Source organism: Micromonospora sp. NBC_00617, from assembly GCF_045161355.1.
GTDB lineage: Bacteria > Actinomycetota > Actinomycetes > Mycobacteriales > Micromonosporaceae > Micromonospora.
This window is the reverse complement of record NZ_CP107751.1, coordinates 3,183,381-3,209,772: the sequence shown is the minus strand read 5'-3', so window position 1 is coordinate 3,209,772 and position 26,392 is coordinate 3,183,381. Positions and strand designations below refer to the sequence as shown.

Annotated in this window: 12 protein-coding genes (1 of these 12 running past the window's edge); 11 read left to right on the top strand and 1 reads right to left on the bottom strand. The window is 70.4% G+C overall.

Annotated elements, in window-relative coordinates:
* Positions 1–50: 50 nt before the first annotated feature.
* The 3 genes from OG505_RS14645 to fabG are packed head-to-tail and all read left to right on the top strand — an operon-like array spanning position 51 to position 1,626.
* Positions 51–419, top strand: coding sequence for a hypothetical protein (locus OG505_RS14645; protein ID WP_405433859.1), 369 nt, complete (start codon positions 51–53; stop codon positions 417–419).
* Positions 419–883 (top strand): 3-hydroxyacyl-ACP dehydratase FabZ family protein, encoded by a 465-nt coding sequence (locus OG505_RS14640; RefSeq protein ID WP_405433857.1) that lies wholly within the window; start codon positions 419–421, stop codon positions 881–883. Before OG505_RS14645 ends, OG505_RS14640 begins: the two co-directional genes overlap by 1 nt.
* On the top strand, positions 880–1,626 hold the full coding sequence (gene fabG / locus OG505_RS14635; RefSeq protein WP_405433856.1) for a 3-oxoacyl-ACP reductase FabG: 747 nt from the start codon (positions 880–882) through the stop codon (positions 1,624–1,626). Before OG505_RS14640 ends, fabG begins: the two co-directional genes overlap by 4 nt.
* Here fabG and OG505_RS14630 read toward each other — a convergent pair.
* Complete coding sequence (locus tag OG505_RS14630) at positions 1,598–2,485, bottom strand: SDR family NAD(P)-dependent oxidoreductase (RefSeq protein ID WP_405433854.1); 888 nt, start codon at positions 2,483–2,485, stop codon at positions 1,598–1,600. The genes fabG and OG505_RS14630 overlap by 29 nt on opposite strands.
* A gap of 179 nt (positions 2,486–2,664) precedes the next feature.
* Here OG505_RS14630 and OG505_RS14625 point away from each other — a divergent pair, with 179 nt between their 5' ends.
* The 8 genes from OG505_RS14625 to OG505_RS14590 form a co-directional block, all read left to right on the top strand.
* Positions 2,665–3,621: a beta-ketoacyl-ACP synthase III gene (locus tag OG505_RS14625; RefSeq protein ID WP_405433853.1), complete on the top strand. Its 957-nt coding sequence runs from the start codon at positions 2,665–2,667 to the stop codon at positions 3,619–3,621.
* 41 nt (positions 3,622–3,662) lie between these two features.
* Positions 3,663–3,917 carry an acyl carrier protein gene (locus OG505_RS14620; RefSeq protein WP_405433852.1) on the top strand — a complete coding sequence of 85 codons (255 nt, stop codon included), beginning with the start codon at positions 3,663–3,665 and terminating at the stop codon, positions 3,915–3,917.
* Positions 3,914–5,269, top strand: coding sequence for a condensation domain-containing protein (locus OG505_RS14615; protein WP_405433851.1), 1,356 nt, complete (start codon positions 3,914–3,916; stop codon positions 5,267–5,269). The genes OG505_RS14620 and OG505_RS14615 overlap by 4 nt, the downstream gene beginning before the upstream one ends.
* A gap of 211 nt (positions 5,270–5,480) precedes the next feature.
* A complete protein-coding gene (sbnA, locus tag OG505_RS14610) occupies positions 5,481–6,449 on the top strand; it encodes a 2,3-diaminopropionate biosynthesis protein SbnA (RefSeq protein WP_272619357.1) in 969 nt (322 codons plus the stop codon).
* Positions 6,443–7,477, top strand: coding sequence for a 2,3-diaminopropionate biosynthesis protein SbnB (gene sbnB / locus OG505_RS14605; RefSeq protein ID WP_405433850.1), 1,035 nt, complete (start codon positions 6,443–6,445; stop codon positions 7,475–7,477). The genes sbnA and sbnB overlap by 7 nt, the downstream gene beginning before the upstream one ends.
* Positions 7,474–7,680: an MbtH family NRPS accessory protein gene (locus tag OG505_RS14600; protein ID WP_328375647.1), complete on the top strand. Its 207-nt coding sequence runs from the start codon at positions 7,474–7,476 to the stop codon at positions 7,678–7,680. Before sbnB ends, OG505_RS14600 begins: the two co-directional genes overlap by 4 nt.
* Before the next feature lie 48 nt (positions 7,681–7,728).
* Positions 7,729–12,726 carry an amino acid adenylation domain-containing protein gene (locus OG505_RS14595; RefSeq protein ID WP_405433848.1) on the top strand — a complete coding sequence of 1,666 codons (4,998 nt, stop codon included), beginning with the start codon at positions 7,729–7,731 and terminating at the stop codon, positions 12,724–12,726.
* A protein-coding gene (locus OG505_RS14590) for an amino acid adenylation domain-containing protein (protein ID WP_405433846.1) crosses the window boundary here: on the top strand, positions 12,723–26,392 show its 5' portion. It continues 9,613 nt past the right edge of the window; the window shows 13,670 of its 23,283 coding nt (coding positions 1–13,670); the start codon lies at positions 12,723–12,725; its stop codon lies beyond the right edge, outside the window. The genes OG505_RS14595 and OG505_RS14590 overlap by 4 nt, the downstream gene beginning before the upstream one ends.

Sequence of the window (26,392 nt, the reverse complement as noted above, 5' to 3'; positions counted from 1 at the left end):
GTGCTCCCGGCGTATGGAGAAGATATAGCCGGTGCCAGCACGGTCAGTGAGTGACCATCCTGATCCCGCCCGAGTGCGCGACCAACGCGCGGATCGACCTCGACCACGCCAGCGGGGACGAGATCGTCGGTCGAGTTCGGCCCGACCGGGACGACCCGGTCTTCGCCGGGCACTATCCCGGCTTCCCCCTGCTGCCCGGTGTCTACATCGTCGAGTACGTGCACCGCGCCGTCCTCGCGGCGATGCCGTCGGAGATCCTCGCCGAGCTGGTGTCCTGCCGGTTCTTCCGAACGATCGATCTCGACGACGAGCTGGTCATCACCATCCGGCGCGACGGCGGGCTACGCCGGGGCACGGTCGCCGTGTCCGGCGTACCGGCCGCCGAGGTGGTGTTGCGCTATCAGGAAGGAAACCCTTGATGCTCGACCGCGACGACATTCGACGGCTCATCCCGCACCGACCGCCGATGCTCCTGGTCGACCGAGTCAGCGAACTGGTACCCCGGAGCCGGCTGGTGGGCAGTTACACGGTGACCGGGACCCGGCCGCTGCCTGCCGTGCTGCTGTTGGAGTCGTGGGGCCAGGCCGCGCTGGTGCTGATCAGGCACGACCGGCCGATGCCCGCCGTGCTGACCGACGGAGTGCCGATCGCGGGTGCCTTCGAGGGGATCCGCTTCGGCCGGCCGGTGCTGCCGGGTGAGACGGTCGAGCACCGGGTCGAGCTGATCCGGCTGATCGCCGACACGGGTTTCGTTCGGGGCGAGAGCGTGGTCGGCACCGAGGTGGTCATGCAGGTCGGTCGTCTGGTCGGCGCGGTGCGCCCGGCGGCTGCGCTTCGCCCCGCCGTCCTGGCCGGGGTCTCCGACGTCAAGGAGTCGACATGAGTGAAATTCGACGACCGGTCGCCTTGGTCAGCGGCGGATCCCGAGGGATTGGCCGGGCCGTGGTCCGGCAGCTCGCCGCAGACGGGTACGACGTGGGTTTCTGCTATCAGAGCAGCCGGGAGGCCGCCGAGAAGGTGGCCGCGGAGGTGCTGGAGACCGGTGCCCGGGTGCTGGCCCGGCAGGTAGACGTCGCCGATTCCGCGCAGGTGCGCGACTTCGTCACGGGGGTGGAGCGGGACCTGGGCGAGATCGCGGCCCTGGTGACCGTCGCCGGGATCATCCGTGACCGGCCGGTGGCGATGATGGCCGACGAGGACTGGCAGTCGGTGATCGACGTCAACCTCGGGGGTGTCTACAACGTGTGCCGGGCGGCGATCCGCCGGATGATGCGGCGTCGTGGTGGCGCCATCGTCACGGTGTCCTCGGTAGCCGGCATCACCGGCAGCCCGGGCCAGACCAACTACTCGGCCTCGAAGGCCGGCATCATCGGCTTCACGAAGGCGCTGTCGAAGGAGGTCGGCCCGTACGGGATCAGGGTCAACGCCGTGGCGCCGGGGTTCATCGAGACTGACATGCTGAACGACCTGCCTGCCGGGCTGGCCGTGAGCGTCCAGCAGCGGACCGCCCTCGGCCGGCTGGGCCAGGCGGAGGAGATCGCCCCGGTGGTGACGTTCCTGCTGTCGGAGCGGGCCTCCTACCTGACCGGGCAGGTCGTCACGGTTGACGGTGGTCTGACGTTCTGACCCGCTGTGCCGCGAGCCGGGTCCGCATGGCCTCCAGGCGGACCTGGCTCGCCTGCGTCCGGGCCCGGCGCGCCGTGATCCGGGGATAGGCCGTGCCGAGCAACCGGGTGAGCAGGTCGACCCGGCGGGCGTCCGCCCCGACGACGATCTTCACCCGGTTGCGCCGGACCCCGCGCAGGATGAGCCGTGCGGCCTGCTCGGCCGAGGTCGTCGCCTCCCGGGCGAAGCGCTCCCGGATCCCGCCGTAGCCGAGCCCTTTCGCGGCCCGGGCGTTGCTGAAGATGTCGGTCCGCACCTTGCCCGGGTAGACGCAGCTGACCTTCACCGGCACGTCGCCGACCCGCATCTCCTGCAACACCGCCTCGGTGAAACCCCGGACGGCGAACTTGGCCGCGTTGTACGCGCTCTGCGCCGGTGCCGCGGTCAACCCGTACATGCTGGAGATGTTCACCAGGTGGCCCTGGGAGGCGACGAGTAGCGGCAGGAACGCCCGGGTGCCGTGCACCACGCCCCAGAAGTCGACGTCCAGCACCCACCGCATGTCGTCCCACTCGGCCTCGGTGATCGAGGCCAACAGAGTCACCCCGGCGTTGTTGATCACCACGTCGGCGCCGCCGAAGTCGGCGCGTACCTCCTTGGCGTGGGCCTGCACCGCCAGCCTGTCGGTGACGTCCAACCGGTAGGTGCGGACCTCGGCTCCCCGCTCGGCGCAGCTCGCCGCGGTCTGCGCCAGGCCCTCCTCCGCCGCGTCGGAGAGGGCCAACCGGGCGCCCTGGGCGGCCAGCTCGACCGCCAGCGCCCGGCCGATGCCCGAACCGGCTCCGGTGACGACCGCGACCTTTGCTCGGAACTCCTCCATGCGCGCTCCCTCGGAATCGGCGTGCCCGCCTGCGGCGACACACTTCCGCCGTACGGTCCGGGGCCGGGCTATCTCTTTTCCATACCGGGCGCGATGTAGAGAAGTTATGAGAGCCCCGCCGAACACTGCCTCCGGACGGTGCCACCAGGACGCCGACCAGGCGTGGTGCGGAGGAGGCGATGGCACAGATGACAGGTGCGGCAATCACCGGGCTCGGGGCGTACCGGCCGAGCAGGCTGATCACCAACGAGGAGATCGCCGAGGAAGCCGGTGTGACTCCGGAGTGGATCGAGGAGCGGACCGGCATCCGGTCGCGCTACCGGTCCGGGCCGGAGGAATCCGTGACGATGATGGCCGCCGAGGCTGGCGGAAAGGCGTTGGCCATGGCGAACGTCGACCCGGCCGACGTGAACCTGGTCATCCTCGCCTCGGCGACGAAGAAGGACCGCATCCCGGGCGGGGCGCCCGAGGTAGCCAGCCGGATCGGCATCACCGCCACCGGCGCGTTCGACCTGAACGCCGCCTGCGCCGGCTTCGCCTACTCGATCGGGATCGCGGCCAACGAGATCCGGATGGGCAGCGCCCGCAACGTGCTGGTCGTCGGGGCGGAACAACTGAGCCGTTTCATCGACCCGGAGGACCCGGCGACGTACGTCATCTTCGGTGACGGTGCGGGTGCCGCGGTGGTCTCCCCCGCGGAGGTCGACGGAATCAGCCCGACCGTGTGGGGCAGCGACGGCTCACGGTCCGACATCCTCGGCACCAAGTGGGACGCCAACGGCCGCGAGTTCGCCAAGATGGACGGCCCCCTGGTCTACCGCTGGTCGACCAAGAACGTGCCGAGGGTGGCCCGCAAGGTGTGCGCCTCCGCCGGCGTCGAGCTCTCGGACATCGACTGGTTCGTGCCGCACCAGGCGAACCTCCGCATCGTCGACCAGCTGGCCGAGATCCTCCAGATCCCGGACGAGAAGGTCGCCAAGGACATCATCGACACCGGCAACACCTCGGCCGCGTCGGTGCCGCTGGCGCTCAGCCGGCTGTACGAGAGCGGTCGGACCACCCCCGGCGACCGGGTGATGCTGCTGGGCTTCGGGGCGGGACTCGCCTACGCCGGTCAGATCATCCGGATGCCCTGACCACTCCGATCAAGACCCCTTCCTACGAAAGGACATGCACCATGACGATGACCGTGAACCAGGTGTCCCTCGACGTCGTATCGCTCACCCGCAAGCTGATGACCGAGGACGTCGACCGAAAGATCAACGCCGACGACACCTTCGTCGACCTCGGGCTGGACAGCCTCAAGCTCGTCGACCTGCTCGCCGCCGTGGAGACCCACTTCGACATCGAGGTGCCGGACGAGCTGGTCGGCAGCTTCGCCAAGGTCCAGGATCTCAGCGACTTCGTTCTCTCCGCCAGGTCTCCGGTGTGACCGAGGACGTCCGGGAGCTGTCGGTCGGGCAGCGAGCGCTGTGGCTGGTCCACCGGTTGGCCCCGGACAGCCCGGCCAGCAACGTGGTCCACGGTCTGCACGTCGAACCGGTGCTCGACCTCGACCTGGTACGCCGGGCGGTGGCGGCGGTGCGATCACGGCACGACCTGCTCAGGTCCCGGTTCGTGCAGACGGATCAGGGGCCGGTGCGGGTCGTCGATCCCGACCTCGGGTGCGAGGTCGAGGTCCACGATGTTCCCGACCTGGACGACGACGGGCTGTTGCGCCGCTGCCAGGAGTTCGGCGACCAGCCGCTACGGCTGGCGCAGGACGGTCCGATGCGGGTGGCGTTGCTGCGGCGGCGCACCGACTGCGTGCTGGTGGTGGTCATCCATCACATCGCCACCGACTTCCACTCGCAGCGGATCGTCTGGCAGGAGTTGGACGGCGCGTACGGGGCGTTGCAGACCGGGCGGTCGGTGGAGTTGCAGCCGGTCTCCGGCAGCTACGACGACTTCCTGGCCCGGGAGCGGGCGGCCCTCTCCGGCGAGCGCGGCGAGCGGCTGCGCGCCTACTGGGATCAGGTCTGCGACGGCGCCACGGCGGCCACCGTGCCGACCGACCGGCCCCGTCCGCCGGTGCGCTCGTTCCGCGGCGGCGCGTTCAGTCAGGAACTCCCGGACGACCTCGCCCGCCGGCTGCGGGAGACCGCGGCGGCGGCCGGGGTGACGCCGTACAGCGTCGTGCTCGCCGCGTTCCAGGCGACGATGTACCGCTACACCGGTCTGGGGGAGCTCACCGTCGGTTGTCCGGCCTCGCTGCGTCGGGGACGGGCGCTGCGCGGGGTGGTCGGCATGTTGATCAACACGATCGCGCTGCGTGGATCGTTCGACGCGGACACCACGTTCGCCATGGCGATCACCGCGGCGAGCCGACAGCTGACCGACGCTGTAGCCCATGCCGCCTACCCGTTCCCGCTGCTCCGATCGGGCCGTCGTAACCAGGATCCGCCAGTGCGGGTGACCGTCACCCTGCTGGCTCACCAGCACGGCGACAACTACACCACCCGGCGGCACGCGTTCGCCGGGCGCCAGATCCGGCTGCTGGACATCCCGTACGACGAGGGCCAGTTCGACCTGTCGGCGACCCTCACCCAGTACCAGGACGGCCGGCTCCAGGCGGAGTTCGGTTACGACACCGACCTGTTCGACGAGGCGACCGTGCAGCGGCTGGCCGGGCACTTCCTCCAGATGCTGCGGGTGGCCTGCACGGCGCCGGAGACGGTGGTGTCCCTGGCGCCGATGGTCGACCAGGCGGAACTGCGCGAACTGCTGGCGCTCGGCACCCGATAGACCGGTGCGGCGTGGCCCGCGGCGCCCCCGTGCTGCCGGGCCGGCGCGTCCGCCGCACGGGCCGGATCCGGCCGGCGCGACCCCCGTCGCCGGCCGGACCCAGGCCCGGCGGTGGCCGCCCGAGGCACCGGTATAGGGGCGGTATAGCGCTGATTGACAACTTCGTGGCATTGGTAGGTCACTTGTGGAGGGAGGAACGGTGCGCGAGGGCATCCTCTCGACGGTCGGGAACACACCGCTGGTACAGCTGGTCCGGTTGTTTCCGGAGTTCCCCTCCCGGTTATTCGTGAAGCTCGAACGCTTCAATCCCGGCGGCAGCATCAAGGACCGCACCGCGCTGAGCATGCTGCGCGCCAAGGTCGAATCCGGGGAGCTGGTGCCCGGCCGTTCGGTGGTCGTCGAGTCCAGCTCGGGCAATCTGGCCATCGGCCTCGCTCAGGTTTGTGCGTACTACGCGATCCGGTTCATCTGCGTGGTCGACCCGAAGACCACCCGGCAGAACCTCGCGATCCTGACCGCGTACCACGCGGAGATCGAGATGGTCGAGCACCCCGACCCGGTCACCGGCGAGTACCTGCCGGCCCGGCAGCGCCGCGTCCGCGAGCTGTGCGAGCAGGTCCCGCACGCCTACCGCCCGGACCAGTACGCCAACCCGCTCAATGCCGCCGCGCAGCGGCAGACGATGGCCGAGATCGTGACCGCGCTCGACGGGCGGATCGACTATCTGTTCTGTTCCACCGGCACCTGCGGGACGCTGGTCGGCTGCGTCGGCTACCTCCGCGACCACGGGCTGTCCACGCGGGTGGTGGCGGTGGACGCGGTGGGCAGCGCCATCTTCGGCGACGAGCCAGCGACCCGGCTGATCCCCGGGCACGGCGCCTCGGTCGTGCCGCCGCTGGCCGCCGACGCCACCCCGGACGAGATCATGCACGTCTCCGACCTGGACTGCGTGGTCGGTTGCCGGTTGCTGCTGCACCGGGAGGCCATCCTCGCCGGCGGGTCCTCCGGCGCCACCGTGGCCGCACTGCGCCGACGGATGGCGGACATCCCGGCGGGCGCCACCGCCGTGCTGATCCTGCCCGACAACGGCGACCGCTACCTCGACACGATCTATTCCGATCAATGGGTTTCCGGGCACTTCGGGGAGATCACCCACCTGTGGAAGGACGCTACGTGCTGATCATCGGTCGGGCTGTGGTGCGGGACATCCTCGACGGCGACGACGCCCGGGTGGTGGATCTGGTTCGGCACGCGTACCTGCTGCACGAGCAGGGCCGCACGAGCCTGCCGCACTCGGTCTTCCTGCGCTTCCCGCAGCAACCCCGCGACCGCATCATCGGCCTGCCCGCCTACCTCGGCGCCGACCCACCGGTGAGCGGCATCAAATGGATCTCCTCCTTCCCCGGCAACCTGGCCGCAGGGCTGGAGCGGGCCAGCGCGGCGATCCTGCTGAACTCGATGCGTACCGGCCACCCGGTGGCCCTGGTCGAGGGCTCGGTCATCTCGGCCCGGCGTACCGCGGCGAGCGCGGCGCTCGCGGCCGGCCTGCTCACCGCGCACCGCCGCCCGGACGGTCTGGCCCTGATCGGCTGCGGGCTGATCAACCAGCAGGTGCTGCGGTTCGTGGCGGGCACCATCGCCCCTCCGCTGGCGCTGACGCTGTTCGACACCGACCCCCGCCGGGCCGAGGCCTTCGCCGAGGTCGCCCGGACCCTGCTGCCGGGGACGCCGACGACACTGGCCGGGACTGCCGAAGAGGCGATGGCCGCGCACCGGCTGGTCTCGATCGCCACCACCGCCACCGAGCCCCACCTCGACCTGGCCGCCTGCCGGCCCGGCGCGATGCTGCTGCACCTGTCCCTGCGCGACCTGCTCCCCGAGGGGCTGCTGACCGCGCGCAACGTGGTCGACGACCCCGATCACGCCTGCCGAGAGGGCACCTCGTTGCAGTTGGCCGAGCAGCTCACCGGCGGCCGGAACTTCATCCACGCCACCATCGGCGCGCTGGCCGGCGGCCAGGCGCGGCTGCCCGTCGACGACGTACCGGTGGTGGTGTCCCCGTTCGGCCTCGGCGTGCTGGATCTCGTGCTCGCCGAGCACGTCCGCGCCACCGCCGTACGGCGGCGCCTGGGCGTACGCGTCGACGACTTCCTACCCGTGGTGGACGCCACCGTGGCGTCCACCGGATCCCTTAAGGAGTGGCAATGACGGACAACCGCAGCTACCGAGTGGTGCTCAACGACGAGGAGCAGTACTCGGTCTGGTGGACCGACCGGGATCTGCCCGCCGGCTGGCGTGCCGAGGGCACCGAGGGCACCCGCGACGAGTGCTTGGCCCGCATCGACGAGATCTGGACCGACATGCGGCCGCTGAGCCTGCGCCAGCGCATGGAGTCCCAGGCCACGGCCTGACCACCTGATCCGATCCCACGCCCGCGCCCGGTCCCCCGGAGGAGCACCATGAACATCGTTCCGCCAACGGCGCCCGCAGCCGCAGCCGCCACCCAGGGGGCGGGCACCCTGTCCGAGCTGATCGCCTGGCAGGCCGCGCTGACCCCCACCGCGATCGCGGTGAGCAGCGACACCGAGCGGCTGGACTACGCCGGGCTGGACCGGCGGGCCAACCAGCTCGGGCGGCACCTGGCCGAGCTGGGTGTCGGTCCGGAATCGCTGGTCGCGGTCAACCTGGACCGCGGCGTCGACCTCGTGGTCGCGCTGCTGGGAGTGTGGCGTGCCGGTGCCGCGTACCTGCCGCTGGACCCGACCCACCCCGCCGAACGGCGGCGGCGGCTCCTCGCCGACAGCGGGGCCGGAGTGCTGCTCACCCGCAACGCGCTGTGCGACGAGGCGACGCCCGGCCAGGTGGTCTGCCTGGACGCCGACCGGGCGCGGATCGCGGCCTGCCCGGACACCGCCGCGGTGCGGTCACCCGACCCGGACTCGGTGGCGTACGCCATCTACACCTCCGGGTCCACCGGCCAGCCCAAGGGAGTGCTGATCACCCACCGCGGAATCGGCAACCGGGTGACCTGGACGATCCGGGAGCACGGCCTGGGCCCTGGCGACCGGGTGCTGCAAAAGACCTCGGTCAGTTTCGACGCGGCGGGCTGGGAGTTCTTCGCCCCGCTGGCCAGCGGCGGCACCGTGGTGCTCGCCCCGGACGGGGCGCACCGGGATCCCGCCGCCCTGGTCGCCGCGGTCATCCGGCACCGGATCACCGTCCTACAGGGAGTGCCGTCGGTGTTCGGTCGGCTGGTCGACGAGCCCGGCTGGGCCGACTGCACCAGTCTGCGACTGGTCTTCTCGGCCGGGGAACCGTTGCACGCCGACCTGTGCCGGCGGCTGGCGGTCACGCCCGACGTGCGGGTGTGGAACACCTACGGCCCCACCGAGTGCGCCATCGACGTGACCGCCCACCCGGTGGACACGGCGCAGCCGACCGGGCCGGTGCCGATCGGACGGCCGCTGCCCGACGTCCGCGTCCAGGTGCTCGACGCCGACCGACGACCGGTGCCGGTGGGTGTGGTCGGCGAGCTCTATGTCGGTGGGGCCAACCTGGGCCGGGGCTATCTGCACCGGCCGGACCTGACCGCCGAGCGGTTCGTGCCCGACGAGTACGGGACGCCCGGCGCCCGCCTCTACCGCACCGGCGACCAGGTCCGGTGGCGCGGTGACCGGAGCCTGGAGTTCGTCGGTCGAGCTGACCACCAACTCAAGGTCAACGGCGTACGGATCGAACCGGCCGAGGTGGAGGCGATGCTCGCCGCTCACCCGGACGTCCAGGCGGCGGTGGTGGTGGGGTACACCGACCCGGCCGGTCGCCGGCAGCTCGCCGCGTACGTCGCCGGTCGGCGGTCGCTCGACCCGGCGGCCCTGCGGGCGTTCTGCGTCGGCCGGCTGCCCGAGGCGCTGGTGCCGGCCGTGTTCCAGCCGGTGGCGGAGTTCCCGCTCACCGCCAGCGGCAAGATCGACCGGTCCGCCCTGCCGGCAATCGACCCTCTCGACCGGCCGGCGCTGCGTCCACCGCGGACCGCCGCCGAACGGACGGTCGCGGCCATCTGGCGGGATCTGCTCGACGTCGACCAGGTCGGCGTCGACGACGACTTCTACCAACTCGGCGGCTCCTCACTGGTGACGCTGATGTTGGAGAGCCGGCTCAGCGGGGCCGGCGGCACGGTGACGCTGCGCGATCTGCTCACCCACACCACCGTGGCCGCGCAGGCCCGGCTGGTGGAGGCGGCCACCCCGGCGGACTCGCCGGTGCTGCCGGTGGGACGCGACCGGCCCCTGCCACTCTCCGCCGCCCAGCACCGGCTCTGGATGCTCGACCAGCTCGATCCGGGCAGCAAGGAGTGGGTCGTCCCCGTGCCCGTACGGCTGCCCGCCACCATCCACCCCGACCACGTCCGGGCGGCCCTGCACGCGCTCGAGGCACGGCACGAGCCGTTGCGCACCCGCTATCTGGTGGTCGACGGCGTGGCCCGGCAGCAGGTCGTGCCGCCGGGAGCGGCCGACCTGGAGGTGCGCGACGTCAGCCACGGCGGGTTGGCCGAACTCATCACCGCACAGCTCGGCCGGGGCTTCGACCTGCACACCGGCCCGCTGTGGCGGGCAGGGCTGGCCATTGCCGCCGGCCGTGATCACCTGCTGGTGCTGGCCGTGCACCACATCGCGTCCGACGCCGGCACCGCCGAGGTCCTCGACCGGGACCTGCGGGAGCTGTGCGACGCCGCCGCGCAGGGACGGCCGGCCGACCTGGCGGAGCTGCGGGTGCAGTACGCCGACTACGCGGTCTGGCAGCAGCGACACCTCACCGACGACGTCGTCGGGCGGGAGTTGGCGTACTGGCGGGAGACGCTGGCCGGGATGCCCCAGCTGGAGCTGCCGCTGGACCATCCGCGCCCGGCCCGGCGGGACGCGCAGGGCAGGATGCTCGGCTTCACCGTCGCGGCGGAGGTCGCCGGCGCCCTGACCGAGCTGGGTCGGCGCTGCGCGGCCAGCCCGTTCATGACCCTGCTCACCGGCTTCGCCACGGTTCTCGCTCGCTACACCGGGCAGTGGGACGTGCCGATCGGCACGCCCACCTCGGGGCACCGGCCCGCCGAACTGGACCAGACCGCCGGGATCTTCCTCAATCCGGTGGTGCTGCGCTGCACTCTGGACCCGGCGTCCAGCTTCACCCAGACCGTCCGGGAGGTCCGCGACCGGACCGTCGCCGCCCTGGCCCACCAGGACCTGCCCTTCGACCGGGTGGTGTACGACCTGGTCGGCGAGCGGGACCTCTCCCGCACCCCCCTCTACCAGGTGGCGCTGAACTACCAGGAGGACGGGATCACCGGCCGGGTGGCCGAAGACCCGCTCACGATCGACGCGCTGCGGCAGGCGTCCACCGTGGCCAAGACCGACCTGACCGTGCACCTGTGGCCGCAACCGGACGGCTCGCTCGCCGGAGCCGTCGAGTACGCCACCGCGCTGTTCGACGAGGCAACCGTGCGACGACTGGCCGACCACTTCGTCCGGCTGCTCCGCGCCGCCGCCGACGAGCCGGACGCCCGCCTGGACCAGCTCGACCCGTTCTCGGCCAACGAGCGGCACCGGCTGCTGCACGAGTGGAACGGGCCGACGGTGCCCCGTCCCGCCACCACCGTGGTTGACCTGTTCGAGGCACGCCGCGCGGCGACACCGCAGGCCGTGGCGTTGCGCCACGGCCACGCGCGCACCAGCTACGCAGAGTTGGACGACCGGGCCAACCGCTTCGCCAACCACCTGCGCCGGTCCGACGTGGCGCCGGGCACGACCATCGCCGTACTGCTGGGGCGGGCACCCGACCTGGTCGCCGCGATTCTCGGGTGCTGGAAGGCTGGTGCCGCCTGCCTTCCGCTGGATCCCTCGTACCCGGCCGAGCGGATCGGCTACCTGCTCGACGCCGCCGGCGTCGGCCTCGCCGTCACCGACTCGCGGTACGCCGACCGGTTCGGAGTGCCCACCCTCCAGGTGGACACCCACCGGCTGATGGTCAGTGCCGAGCCGCCCACCGCGCCGGCTCGCGACCTCGACCCGGCGCAGACGGCGTACGTGCTGTTCACCTCCGGATCGACCGGCCGCCCCAAGGGGGTGCTGCTCTCCCACGCGGCGGTGACGAACTTCCTGGCCTGCGCCACGGAGACCGAGGCGCTCGGCGACCGGGGCGGCCGCCCGGCCGGCGGCGGGGCCCCGCTCTTCTCCACCATCGCCTTCGACCTGTCGATCTCCAACCTCTGGGGGCCGCTGGTGGCCGGGCAGCCGGTGACCCTGCTTCCGCAGGAGTTCGACCTCACCCAGCTCGGCGCACTGCTGCTGGCCGCCGGCCCGTACGACCGTTTCATCATGACGCCGCCGCACCTGGAGCTGCTGGCCGCGCAGGTCGACGCCGCGCAGGCGCAGCGGCTGGCCGGTCAGCTCTGGGTGGCCGGTGGGGTGCTGCGCCGGTCGGTGGCGAACCAGTGGCTCGACCTCCTCGGTCCGGGCGGCTTGATCAACTCTTATGGCCCGACCGAGACCACCGTGATCATGTCGGCGTACCCGGTGGTGGCACCACAGACCAGCGAGATCGTGCCGATCGGCCGGCCGATGGCGAACACCGTGGTGCGGATCCTGGACGACGCGATGCGGCTGCTGCCGGTCGGCGCCGTCGGCGAGCTGTACATCGGTGGTGCGTGCCTGGCCACCGGCTATCTCGGGCAGCCAGGGCTGACCGCCGAGCGCTTCGTGCCCGACCCCTTCGGCCCGCCGGGCGCCCGCCTGTACCGCAGCGGCGACCTGGGCCATTGGCGGCCCGACGGCACGATGGCCTTCGTCGGTCGGGTGGACGACCAGGTCAAGGTCCGCGGCTACCGCATCGAACCCGGCGAGATCAGCGCTGTCGTCGCCCAACACCCTCGGGTACGCGACTGCGTGGTCCTCGCCCACCAGGACCGTCTGGTCGCCTTCTACCGCGGCGAGGCCACCGACCTGGCCGCGTACTGCGCCCGGCAGTTGCCCGACTTCATGGTGCCGAGTCTTTTCGTGCCGGTGGAGCGGATCCCGCTCAATGCTAACGGCAAGGTGGACCGGGACGCCCTACGCGGCCGGCTCGACGCGGCGCTCGCCGACGGCACCGCCGATCCCGCCGAGTTCGTCGCACCGCAGACCGTGGTCGAGAAGCGGGTCGCCGCGAACTGGGCGGAGCTGCTCGACGCGCGGATCGGCGCGACGACCGACTTTTTCCTCCTGGGTGGTCACTCGGTGCTCGCCGCCCGGCTGATCGCCGGGTTGCAGGAGGAGTTCGACCTCGACCTGCCGATCCGGCTGGTGTTCGAGCACCCCACGGTGCGCGCCCAGGCGATCGCCATCGAAGACCTGATCCGAGCGGAGGTCGACGCGCTGGACGCCGCCGACCTCACCCACGACCTTTCGCGATCCGAGGAGTACCCGGCATGACCAGCATCGCCAACGAGCCGAACCTGCGTGAAGAACTCGTCCAGCGTCGGCTGGCCGGCCGTCGTACCGGCCGCCGGGACCGGATTCCGACCGTTGACCGGTCGGGGGAGCTGCCGCTGTCGTACGGCCAGCAGCAGATGTGGTTCCTCAACAGGATGGACCCCACCAGCGCCGAGTTCCTGGTCTCCTCCGCGCTGCGGCTGCGCGGGCAGCTGGACGCCGACGCGCTGGGCCGCGCCCTCGACGCCCTGGTCGCCCGGCACGAGATCCTCCGCACCCGCTACGCCCTCGCCGGCACCGCTCCGGTCCAGGTGATCGACCCGCCGACGCGCCGCGACCTGCCGGTGGTGGACCTGACCAACCGGCCGCGCACCGAGCGGGAGGCGGCGCTCGACGCGGTGCTCGCCGACACTGCGCTGACCGGGTTCGACCTGGCCCGGGACTGGCCGGTGCGGGCCGTGCTGGTCCGGCTGGACGCCGACGAGCACGTGCTCGCCCTGGTGCTGCACCACATCGCCTGCGACGCGCCGTCCCTCGCGGTGCTCACCGGTGAGCTGGCCGAGCTGTACGCCGCCCTCCGGGCCGGCGTCGAGCCCTGGTTGCCGGCGCCCGCCGTGCAGTTCGCCGACTTCGCCGCCTGGCAGCGCGGCCGGCTGCGCGCCGAGCCGGTGGCCCGGTCGCTCGACTACTGGCGCGACCAACTCGCCGGGCTGACGCCGGTGGAGCTGCCGGCCGACCGGACCCGGCCGAAGAGCCGGGACTGGCGTGGTTCGTCGGTGCCGTTCACGCTGACCGCCGAGCTCTCCGCCGCGTTGCGCGGGGTCGCACGCGACGCTGGCACCACCGTCTTCGTCACCCTGCTCAGCGCCTACCAGGTGCTGCTGTCGCGCTACACCGGCCGGACCGACCTCGCCGTGGGCACGGTGTCGTCCGCGCGCAGTCGCGCGGAGCTGCACAACCTCGTCGGGTACGGCATCGACAACCTGGTGCTGCGGGCCCGGTGGAGCGGCGACCCCTCGTTCGCCGCCCTGCTGGAGCAGACCCGGGACACCGTGCTGGGCGCGTTCGACCACACCGATGCCCCGTTCGCCCTGCTGGCCGACGAGCTGGAACCGGAGCGGGATCTCTCCCGTACCCCGCTCTACCAGGTCGCGTTCACCCTCCAGTCCGAGCCGCCCACCACCGACTGGCCCGGCGACCTGCGCGTGGAACCGGTCGAGCTGCCCCTGCGGTCGTCCAAGGTCGATCTGACCCTGCACATGATGGAGGGCGCCGACGGCGGGCTGCGCGGCCGGATCGAGTACGCCACCGCCCTGTTCGACCCGGCCACCGTCGAGCGCGCCGCCGACCACCTGGTGCGGCTCCTGGAGCAGGTGGCGGCCGACCCGACGGCCCGACTGTCCGACCTGGCCATCCTCGGTGCCGCCGAGCTGGCCATGGTGACCCGGGGGCCGGTCACCGCGGACCCGGTCACCGGCACCGTGCACGACGTCTTCGAGGCGATCGCGGCCGCCCACCCCGACGCGGCGGCGCTGACGGTGGGCGACACCACCCGTAGCTACGCCGAGCTGAACGCCGACGCCAACCGGCTCGCCCACTGGCTGCGCGGCCACGGTGCCGGGCCCGAGCGGCTGGTCGGGGTGCAGCTCGACCACGGCCCCGAACTGGTTCCGGCCCTGCTCGGCGTGCTCAAGTCCGGCGCGGCGTACCTGCCCCTCGACCCGGCCTCGCCGGACGAACGCCTCGACTTCATGATCAACGACGCCGGGGCCGAGATCGTGCTGACCACGACCGCCCACCGCGACCGGTTTGCCGACTTCGGTGGGACCGTGGTGTTGCTGGACGACCCGGACCTCGCCGCGGAGCTGGCCGCCCAGCCGACCGCCGACCCGGCCGTGTCGATGGACGTGGACAACCTCTGCTACGTCATCTACACCTCGGGCTCCACCGGCCGCCCCAAGGGTGTCGCGGTGGCCCACCGGCAGGTGCTGCGGCTGCTGACCGTCACCGCCGCCGACTACCGGTTCGGCCCGGACGACGTGTGGACGCTGCTGCACTCGTACGCGTTCGACTTCTCGGTCTGGGAGATCTGGGGCTGTCTGCTGCACGGCGGTCGACTGCTGGTGGTGCCCCGGGCGCTGGCCCGATCCCCGCAGGAGTTGCTCGACGAGCTGATCGCACACCGGGTCACGGTGCTCTGCCAGACGCCCACGGCGTTCCGCGCGCTGGTCCGACTGGCGGCCGAGGGCGACGCTCGGGTGGACCGGCTCGCCCTGCGGGTGGTGACCTTCGGCGGCGAGAAACTGGACTTCGCCGAGCTGGCATCGTGGGTGGCCAGCCGTGGCGTGGACGCGCCGCAACTGATCAACATGTACGGGATCACCGAGACCACCGTGCACACCACGTACCACCGGGTCGTCGCCGCCGAGGTGGGCGGTACGGCCAGCCCGATCGGCGTACCGCTGTCGGACCTCACCGTCCACCTGCTCGACGCCGACGGCCGACCGGTGCCGATCGGTGTACCGGGTGAGATCCACGTGGGCGGCCCGGGTGTCGCCCGCGGCTACCTCGGTCGCGCCGAGCTCACCGCGCAGCGGTTCGTGCCGGACCCGTGGGGGCCGGCCGGTTCGCGGCTCTACCGCAGCGGCGACCTCGCCCGACGGCACGCCGACGGGCGGCTGGAGTTCGTCGGACGCATCGACCACCAGGTCAAGATCCGTGGCTACCGGGTGGAGCTGGGCGAGATCGAGGCGGCCCTGACCGTCCTGCCGGGCGTCCGGGACGCGGTGGTGGTGCTGCGCGAGGACAACCCGGGCGACCAGCGGCTGACCGCGTACCTGGTGGCCGATGACAACTCGACGTTGCTGCGCCCCTCGCAGTTGCGCGCGGCGCTGGGCCGGACGCTGCCGGACTACATGGTCCCGGCGGCGTTCATGCCGCTGCCCCGGATCCCGCTGACCGTCAACGGCAAGCTCGACCAGGCCGCGCTGCCCGCCCCGGGCCGTTCGGTGGCCGCCGTCGACCGCCCGTACGTGGCCCCACGCACCACTGTGGAGCAACAGCTCGTCGACATCTGGACCGCCACCCTCGGGCTGGACCGGGTCGGTGTGCAGGACGGCTTCTTCGACCTCGGTGGGGACTCCATCCGCGCGGTGGCACTGGCCGGCGCGTTGCGGGCGGCGCACTTCGACGTCGAGGTCCGGGACATCTTCGAGCGGCGTACCGTCGCCGAGCTGGCCGAACTGCTCACCGCGCGGCCGGCCGCCGAGCCGGAGCCGACGGTCGCCCCGTTCGAGCTGGTCGGCGAGGCGGACCGGGCCGCGCTGCCCGTCGGCGTGGTGGACGCCTACCCGTGCACCCAGGGACAGCTCGGCATGCTGGTCGAGCTGCTGTCCGACACCGAGCAGAACCCCTACCACAACGTGACCAGCTACCGGGTCCGTGGCGACGGGGAGTTCTCCCTGGACGCGCTGCGTGCCGCCGCGGCACTGCTGGTGCGCCGTCACGAGGTGCTGCGTACCTCCTTCGACCTGACCAGCTATTCGGTGCCGATGCAGCTGGTGCACGGCACCGCCGAGCTGACCGTCACGCACGATCACAGCCTTGCCACCGAGCGGGCTGAGCTGGACCGGGAACTGCGCGACCACATCGCGGTCGAGCGGACCCGTCTGTTCGACCTCGATCGCCCGTCGCTGCTGCGGCTGCACGCCAGGACCTGCGCGGACGGCAGCTGGTGGCTCACCATCACCGAGTGCCACCCGATCCTGGACGGGTGGAGCTACCACTCGCTGATCATGGAGTTGGTCCGCGACTACCACCAGATCCGGGCCGGAGAGCCGCTGTCGCCGCGGCCGATCCCGTCGGTGCGGTTCGCCGACGCCGTCGCGGCCGAACGGCGGTCGGTCACCGGCGACGCCGACCGGGCGTTCTGGCGTGGCGTCCTGGCCGGTCGAGCCCGTCACGACCTGCCCACCGGCTGGGGTGACCCCGACGCGCCGGAGGGTGCCAAGCACGAGCACTGGGTGCCGGTGCAGGACCTCGAATCCTCGCTGCGCGACCTGGCCCGGCGCCTCGGCGTGCCGTTCAAGTCGATCATGCTGGCCGCGCACCTGAAGGTGATGAGCCAGCTCACCCGCGCGGAGCGGTTCTACACCGGCCTGGTCTGCAACATCCGCCCCGAGGCAGCCGGCGCCGACCAGGTGTACGGCATGCACCTCAACACCGTGCCGGTCGGCTACGACGGGCCGGCTGCCACCTGGGAAGAGCTGATCCAGCGGACCTTCGCCGCCGAGGTAGAGCTGTGGCCGTACCGGCGCTACCCGCTGTCCACTTTGCAACGGGAGGTCGGCGAGGACGCCCGCATGCTCGACGTGCGGTTCAGCTTCCACGACTTCCACCAGATCGATGCCGACGACATCGACTACGCCGAGTCCATCGACGACAGCCCCACCGAGTTCCCGTTGGGCGTGTTCAGTCGGCTCGGCTTCCTCACCTTGCAGGCCAGCCGGCGGCACGTCGGCCACGACGCCCTGCGCCGCCTGGGCGCGATGTATCGGGTGGTGTTGGAGGCGATGGTGGCGGATTCGGGTGGGGATGCGCGGGTGGTGTGTTTGCCGGCGGGTGAGGTGTCGGTGGTGTTGGCCGATGGCGGTGGTGTGGTGGAGCCGTTGTCGGGGTCGGTGTTGGGGTGGTTTGAGGAGCAGGTGGCGGCGGTGCCGTCGGGTGAGGCAGTCAACGGGGTTGGGTTCGCGGAGTTGGATGCGCGGGCGGTGGGTTTGGCGTCGTGGTTGGTGTCGCGGGGTGTTTCTCGGGGTTTGGTGGTGGGGGTGTTGCTGGATCGGGGTGCCGATTTGGTGGCGGCGCTGCTTGGGGTGTGGAAGGCGGGGGCGGCGTTTGTGCCGTTGGATCCGTCGTATCCGGCTGGGCGGATCGGGTCGATTTTGGCAGATGCGGGTGTGTCTCATGTGGTGACGTCGGCTCGTTATGCGGATCGGTTCCCGTCCGGGGTAGAGGTGTTGGTGGCCGAGCGGGCTGTGGTGTCGCAGCAGCCGGTGGTGTTGCCGGGTGTGGCGGATTTGGATGATTTGGCGTATGTGATTTTCACGTCGGGTTCGACGGGTCGGCCGAAGGGTGTGCAGGTTACGCATCGGGGTTTGGCGAATCATGTTCGGTGGGCGTCGGTGGAGTTGGCTGGTCGTGGTTCGGGTGGGTCGTCGGTGTTTTCGTCGGTGGCTTTTGATTTGCAGGTGCCGAATTTGTGGGCGCCGTTGGTGGTGGGCCAGCGGGTGTTCATGGTGGATCAGGATCTGGATTTGGCGGAGTTGGGGGAGTCGCTTTCGGCGGCGGGGCCGTTTAGTTTCTTGAAGTTGACGCCGGGTCATTTGGAGATTTTGGGTCGGCAGTTGTCGGATGAGCGGTTGGCTGGTTTGGCGCCGGTGGTGGTGGCGGCGGGTGAGGGTTTGCCGGCGGCGTTGGCGAATCGGTGGTTGGGCATTCTGGGTCCGGGGAATTTGGTTAATGAGTATGGGCCGACGGAGGCGTCGGTGGGTACGTGTGTTTTTCCGGTGCGGGTGGAGCAGACGTTGCCGGTGGTGCCGATTGGTCGGGCGTTGCCGGGTATGCGGATGTTTGTGCTTGATTCGTGGATGAATCTGGTGCCGGTGGGTGTGGTTGGTGAGTTGTTCGTGGGTGGTGTGGGGGTTGCTCGGGGTTATGTGGGTCGGTCGGGGTTGACGGCGGATCGGTTTGTGCCGGATCCGTTTGGGTCGGTGGGGTCGCGGTTGTATCGGACGGGGGATCTGGTTCGTCGGTTGGCTGATGGTGCGGTGGAGTTCGTGGGCCGGGTTGATCATCAGGTGAAGGTTCGTGGTTACCGGATCGAGTTGGGTGAGATCGAGTCGGTGATCGGCGTGGTGGCCGGGGTCCGCGATGTGGTGGCCCTGGTCCATGGCGACGAGTCGCGGCTGGTGGCTTTTTATGTGCCGGACGGCCCGGATGTTGGCTTGTCGGAGCGGGTGCGGCGGGAGTGCGAGGGCCGACTGCCGGAGTACATGATTCCGGCGGATCTGGTCGTGGTGGAGTCGATCCCGCTGAACGCCAACGGCAAGGTCGATCGTGCTGCTCTGGCGGCGGCGGTGACCGGTGGCGGGCGGGTGCACGTGGCCCCGCGTACTGACCTGGAGCGGCAGCTCGCGGAGATCTGGGCGCAGGTGCTGAGCCTGGACACGGTCAGCGTCATGGACAGCTTCTTCGACCTCGGCGGTCACTCGATCAGCGCCATCGCTCTCGTCGGCGCACTGCGTACGGCCGGGATCCCCGCGTCGGTGCGCGACATATTCCTGCACCGGACCGTCGCCGCGCTCGCCGCGAACCTTGAAGCGGAGCAGACCCCCGTCGAGCCGGAGTTCCAGCCGGTGGCCCCGTTCGCGCTGCTCGACGACGCCGACCGGGCCGCCCTGCCCGCCGGCCTCACTGACGCCTACCCCATCGCCCAGGTGCAACTCGGCATGCTCGTCAAGACGATGGCCGACACCGAGCGGCACACCTACCACAACGTTTCAGCCTTCCCGATCCACGACGAGCAGCCGCTGGTCCCCGACGCGTTGCGCCGCGCCGTGCAGACCGTCGTCGACCGGCACGAGATCCTGCGTACGTCGTTCGACCTGAACGGCTACTCGGTGCCGCTGCAACTCGTGCACGCCGAGGTGCCGATCGAGGTGACCGAGCTCGACCTGCGTGGCCCGGACACCGAGGCCCGGATGAGCGCCTTCATGGCCGCCGAACGGGCCAACCCGTTCGCGCCGGACCAGGTCCCGCAGATGCGCGTCGCCGGTGCGATCGGCGAGGGCAACGCCTGGTGGTTCGTACTGACCATGTCGCACGGCATCCTCGAAGGCTGGAGCCACCACTCCCTGCTGATGGAGATCCTGGACAACTACCGGCGGCTGCGGGACACCGGTGCTCCGGTGCCCGTCGACGCGTTGCCAGTGCGCTACGCCGACTTCGTCGCCGCGGAGTTGGCCTCGCTGACCTCCGCCGAGGACGAGGCGTACTGGCGGGGCGTCGTCGAGTACCCGCGCTTCGCGTTGCCCACCGGGTGGGATGCCCCCGATTCCGACCCCCAGTTCCAGTGCGGCACCCGGGTGCCGCTGCACGACCTGCTCGACGGGCTCAGGGACCTGGCCAGCAGCACCGGCACCGCACTGAAGAGCGTGCTGCTTGCCGCGCACCTGAAGGTGATGAGCCAGCTCACCGGCGAACTCGTCTTCACCAGCGGCCTGGTCTGCCACGGGCGGCCCGAGGTGACCGGCGCGGACCGGGTGTACGGCATGCACCTGAACACGTTGCCGATCGTGCACCGTGGCCCGGCTGCCACCTGGGCGGAGCTGATCCGGCAGACCTTCGACGCCGAGCTGGAGCTGTGGCCGCACCGGCACTACCCGCTGCCGTCGGTGCAGCGGTTCACCGACGGCGCCCGGCCCATCGAAATCCTCTTCAACTACCTCGACTTCGCGCAGGTCGACACCGACCGGGTTGGCTTCGACGACGCCGTCTACGAGGCGTCCAGTGAGTTCGACCTGCACGTCTCCACCCTGGACGGGACGCTCAGCATCCTCAGCGACCCCCACGTCGTCAGCTACCCCAACGTCCTGCGCCTGGGCGCGATGTATCGGGTGGTGTTGGAGGCGATGGTGGCGGATTCGGGTGGGGATGCGCGGGTGGTGTGTTTGCCGGCGGGTGAGGTGTCGGTGGTGTTGGCCGATGGCGGTGGTGTGGTGGAGCCGTTGTCGGGGTCGGTGTTGGGGTGGTTTGAGGAGCAGGTGGCGGCGGTGCCGTCGGGTGAGGCAGTCAACGGGGTTGGGTTCGCGGAGTTGGATGCGCGGGCGGTGGGTTTGGCGTCGTGGTTGGTGTCGCGGGGTGTTTCTCGGGGTTTGGTGGTGGGGGTGTTGCTGGATCGGGGTGCCGATTTGGTGGCGGCGCTGCTTGGGGTGTGGAAGGCGGGGGCGGCGTTTGTGCCGTTGGATCCGTCGTATCCGGCTGGGCGGATCGGGTCGATTTTGGCAGATGCGGGTGTGTCTCATGTGGTGACGTCGGCTCGTTATGCGGATCGGTTCCCGTCCGGGGTAGAGGTGTTGGTGGCCGAGCGGGCTGTGGTGTCGCAGCAGCCGGTGGTGTTGCCGGGTGTGGCGGATTTGGATGATTTGGCGTATGTGATTTTCACGTCGGGTTCGACGGGTCGGCCGAAGGGTGTGCAGGTTACGCATCGGGGTTTGGCGAATCATGTTCGGTGGGCGTCGGTGGAGTTGGCTGGTCGTGGTTCGGGTGGGTCGTCGGTGTTTTCGTCGGTGGCTTTTGATTTGCAGGTGCCGAATTTGTGGGCGCCGTTGGTGGTGGGCCAGCGGGTGTTCATGGTGGATCAGGATCTGGATTTGGCGGAGTTGGGGGAGTCGCTTTCGGCGGCGGGGCCGTTTAGTTTCTTGAAGTTGACGCCGGGTCATTTGGAGATTTTGGGTCGGCAGTTGTCGGATGAGCGGTTGGCTGGTTTGGCGCCGGTGGTGGTGGCGGCGGGTGAGGGTTTGCCGGCGGCGTTGGCGAATCGGTGGTTGGGCATTCTGGGTCCGGGGAATTTGGTTAATGAGTATGGGCCGACGGAGGCGTCGGTGGGTACGTGTGTTTTTCCGGTGCGGGTGGAGCAGACGTTGCCGGTGGTGCCGATTGGTCGGGCGTTGCCGGGTATGCGGATGTTTGTGCTTGATTCGTGGATGAATCTGGTGCCGGTGGGTGTGGTTGGTGAGTTGTTCGTGGGTGGTGTGGGGGTTGCTCGGGGTTATGTGGGTCGGTCGGGGTTGACGGCGGATCGGTTTGTGCCGGATCCGTTTGGGTCGGTGGGGTCGCGGTTGTATCGGACGGGGGATCTGGTTCGTCGGTTGGCTGATGGTGCGGTGGAGTTCGTGGGCCGGGTTGATCATCAGGTGAAGGTTCGTGGTTACCGGATCGAGTTGGGTGAGATCGAGTCGGTGATCGGCGTGGTGGCCGGGGTCCGCGACACGGTGGCCCTGGTCCATCCGGAAGAGGCGCGGTTGCTCGCCTTCTACGTACCCGAAGGGCCGGACGCCGATCTGGCCGCCCGGGTGCGGCAGGAATGTGCGAGCCGACTGCCGGAGTACATGATCCCGGCGGATCTGGTCGTGGTGGAGTCGATCCCGCTGAACGCCAACGGCAAGGTCGACCGGGCCGCCCTGGCCGCGTCGGTCGGGGCGACCGGCCGGGTGCACGTGGCTCCCCGCACCGATCTGGAGCGGCAACTCGCGGAGATCTGGGCACGCGTGCTGAGCCTGGACACGGTCAGCGTCACGGACAGCTTCTTCGACCTCGGCGGCGACTCACTGCGAGCGGTGGCCCTGGTCGGCGCGCTCCGCGGAGCCGGCTTCCCGGTTGGCGTCCGAGACGTCTTCGTGCACCGCACCGTGGCCGCGCTGGCCGCCCACCTGACGGCCAAGGACACCGCCGAGGTCGCACCGGAGTTCCAGCCGGCGGCCCCGTTCGCCCTGCTCGACGACGCCGACCGGGCCGCCCTGCCCGCCGGCCTCACCGACGCCTACCCCATCGCCCAGGTGCAACTCGGCATGCTGGTGGAGATCCAGAAGGACCCGACGCGGTCGCTCTATCACATCGTCCGCTGCTTCCGGGTGCACAGTCGCCAGCCCTTCTCGGCCGACGCGCTCACGACGGCCGTGCAGGACATCGTCGACCGGCACGACACCCTGCGTACGTCCTTCGACCCGCACACCTACTCGGTGCCGCTGCAACTCGTGCACGCCCAGGCCCCCGTCGACGTACGGATCCTGCGCCTGGACGAGGAGCGGGCCGAGGCGCACCTGCGCGGCTACGTCGACGCCGAGCGGGCCCGGCCATTCGACGCCGAGCACCCCGCCCCGCTGCTGCGGGTCAGCGCTCACGTCGCTACCGACGGCGGATGGTGGCTCACCGTGGCGATCAGCCACCTGGTGACCGGTGGATGGGACCTGAACACCCTTCTGGCCGAGCTGCTCAGCTGCTACGAGCGGCGGTGCGTGGGCATGGCGCCGGAGGCACCGGAGCCGACCGCGGTCCGGTACGCCGACTTCGTCGCCGGCGAGCGGGCGGCGCTCGCCTCGGAGGGCGACGAGGCGTACTGGCGAAAGATCACTTCCGAGTACGCCAGATTCGCCCCGCCGACGGGCTGGGGCGAGGAGTCCGCGACTCCCGGGACGGTGCTGCGGCACCGGATCAGCTACCAGGATCTCGACCCACGGATCCGCGCTCTGGCCTCGGCGCTCGAGGTGTCACCCAAGGCTGTTCTGCACGCGGCTCATTTGAAGGTGATGAGTCAGTTGACCGATGAGCGGCGTTTTCACACGGGTTTGGTGTGTGATGCGCGGCCGGAGGTGCGGGGTGCGGAGCGTGTGCATGGGATGTACATCAATGTGTTGCCGTTCGGTCATGAGCGGGGTGGGGGTTCGTGGCGTGGTCTGGTGCGGTCGGTGTTCGACCGTGAGGTGGAGTTGTGGCCGCATCGGCGGTTCCCGTTGCCGGCGGTGCGCCGGTTGACGGGTGTCAACACGCACCCGATCGACGTCGTTTTCGACTACACCGAGTTCCGGCGTGCCAACACCGACAGCGAGGAGCAGGTCGGCTTCGAGGCCGTCGCCGGTGAGGGTGGCACCGAGTTCGCCCTCCAGGTCACCGCGGCCAGCGGATTCCTCGACCTCGTCGCTGATGGGCGGGTGTTTGGTGCGGCGGGGTTGGTGCGGTTGGCGGGGATGTTTCGGGTGGTGTTGGAGTCGATGGTGGCGGATCCGGGTGGGGATTCGCGGGTGGTGTGTGTGCCGTCTGGTGAGGCGGAGTGGTTGTCGCGGGCGGGTGTGGGTGCGGTGGTGCGGGTGTCGGGGGTGGTGGTTTCGGCGTTTGAGGCGCAGGTGGGTGTTCGGGCGGGGGCGGTGGCGGTTTGTGATGGTGGGGTGTCGTTGTCGTATGGGGAGTTGAATGCGGCGGCGAACAGGTTGGCTCGGTATTTGCGGTCGGTGGGTGTGGGTGCCGAGGTGTTGGTGGGTGTGTGTGTGCATCGGTCGGTGGAGCAGGTGGTGGCGATGCTGGCGGTGCATAAGGCGGGTGGTGTGTATGTGCCGTTGGATCCGGGTTATCCGGTTGAGCGTTTGGGTTTGATGGTTGCTGATGCGGGGGCGTCGGTGGTGGTGACGTCGTCGGGTTTGGTGTCGGGGTTGCCGGAGTTGGCGGCTGAGGTGGTGTTGGTTGATCGGCCGGGGTTGTGGGCGGGTGAGTCTGCTGAGGATGTGCCGGCGGTGGTGGGGCCGGAGAACGCGTGTTATGTGATTTACACGTCGGGGTCGACGGGTCGGCCGAAGGGTGCGGTCGTCACCCACGCCGGCCTGGTCAACCGCACCGCCCACGTCGCACCCACCATCAACCGCCTCGGTGCCGACGGGGTGATCCTGCAGAAGACCGAGATCGGCTTCGACGTCTCGCCGGCCGAGGGGTACGCCGCGCTGTCGGCCGGCGCGCGGATCGTCGTGGCTCGGCCGGGTGGGCACCGCGACCCCGCGTACCTGCGCGACCTGATCATCGCCGAGTCGGTCACCTCGATCGAGCTCGTGCCCAGCATGTTGTCGGCGCTGCTCGCCGAGGGCATCACCGGCTGCACCTCGCTGCGGTCGGTGGCGGTCGGTGGTGAGGAGTTGCCGGTCGACGTGGCGCGGGCGTTCCTGGCGGCGCTGCCCGACTGCGAGCTGCACAACACCTACGGGCCGGCGGAAACCACCGTCGATGTCACCAGTTGGCGTTGCACCGCCGACGAGTTGGCCGACGTGTCCCGGGTGCCGCTGGGGCGCCCCTTCCCGAACCTCACCCTGCGAGTGCTCGACGACGAACTCCAGCCGGTGCCGGTCGGTGTGCGGGGGGAGTTGTTTGTCGGTGGTGTGGGTGTGGGTCGGGGTTATTTGCGGGCTGGGGGGTTGACGGCGGGTCGGTTTGTGCCGGATCCGTTTGGGTCGGTGGGGTCGCGGTTGTATCGGACTGGGGATGCGGTGGCGTGGCGGCCGGACGGGACGGTGGAGTTCCTGGGTCGGTTGGATGCGCAGGTGAAGTTGCGTGGTGTTCGGGTGGAGTTGGGTGAGGTGGAGTCGGCGTTGCGGTCCTGTGTGGGTGTGCGGGATGCGGTGGCGGCGGTGGTGGAGGTGGATGGTCGGCGGGTGTTGGCCGGTTATGTGGTGCCGGTGGGTTCGGGTGTTGATGTGGTGGGTGTGCGGGAGGTGTTGCGGGGGGTCTTGCCGGAGGTGTTGGTGCCTTCGACGTTGGTGGTGATCGATGTGGTGCCGGTGGATCCGAATGGGAAGGTGGATCGGCGGCAGTTGCCGTTGCCGTCGGTGACGGATGAGCCGGTGGGTGTGTTTGTGGCGCCGGTGTCGGTGGTGGAGCGGGCCGTGGCTGCGGTGTGGGCGCGGGTGTTGGGTCGTGACGTGGTCAGTGTCGAGTCGAGTTTCTTTGATCTCGGTGGTGATTCGATGCTGGCGGTGACGTTGGTGGGGGCGTTGCGGGCGGCGGGTTATCCGACGAGTGTGCGGGATGTTTTCGCGTTCCGGACGGTGCGTGGGTTGGCGGCGTCGTTGGGTGGGGTCGAGGATTCGTGGGTCCCGGTGGCGCCGTTCGCGCTGCTGGGAGACGCGGACCGAAACGCCCTACCGGCCGGCCTCACCGACGCCTACCCGGCGACCCAGGCCCAGGTGGGCATGGCGGTGGAGATCGCCAAGGACGAGACCGCCACGCCGTACCACATCGTGCACACCATGCGCGTGCACGACGAGTTGCCCTTCGACGTCGAGCCGCTGCGCGCCACCCTCGCCGAGCTGGTCGCCCGGCACGACACGCTGCGCACCTCGATCGACCTGACCGGCTACTCGGTGCCGATGCAGCTCGTGCACGCCGAGGCGCAGGTGCCGGTCGCGGTGCATGCCGAGGCGACCGGCCATCCCGCGTACGTCGCCGCCGAGCGTGACCGGCCGTTCGACCTGGCGACGCCGCCGCCGCTGCTGCGGGTGGCTGTCCATCGCGAGGACGATCGGGCCTGGTGGCTCACCGTCTCCGTCAGCCACCTGATCACCGGCGGCTGGGACCTCAACCTCCTGCTGGCAGACCTGCGCGACGGCTACCACCGGCGGCAGCGCGGCGAGCAGCCGACGCCGGCCGAACCGGTGGCCGTCCGGTACGCGGACTTCGTGGCCGCCGAACTCTCGGCGCTCGACTCCGAGACCGACGCCGCCTACTGGCGGGAAGTCGTGACCGGTACGCCGAAGCTCACCCTGCCGGGCACCCCGGCGACCGACTCCGGCCCACGGCAGGTGTGCCGCACCGAGGTGGACATCGCCGACCTGGACGGTGCGTTGCGCCAGCTCGCCAGCAGCCTCGGCGTACCCGTCAAGGCTGTTCTGCACGCGGCTCATTTGAAGGTGATGAGTCAGTTGACCGATGAGCGGCGTTTTCACACGGGTTTGGTGTGTGATGCGCGGCCGGAGGTGCGGGGTGCGGAGCGTGTGCATGGGATGTACATCAATGTGTTGCCGTTCGGTCATGAGCGGGGTGAGGGTTCGTGGCGTGGTCTGGTGCGGTCGGT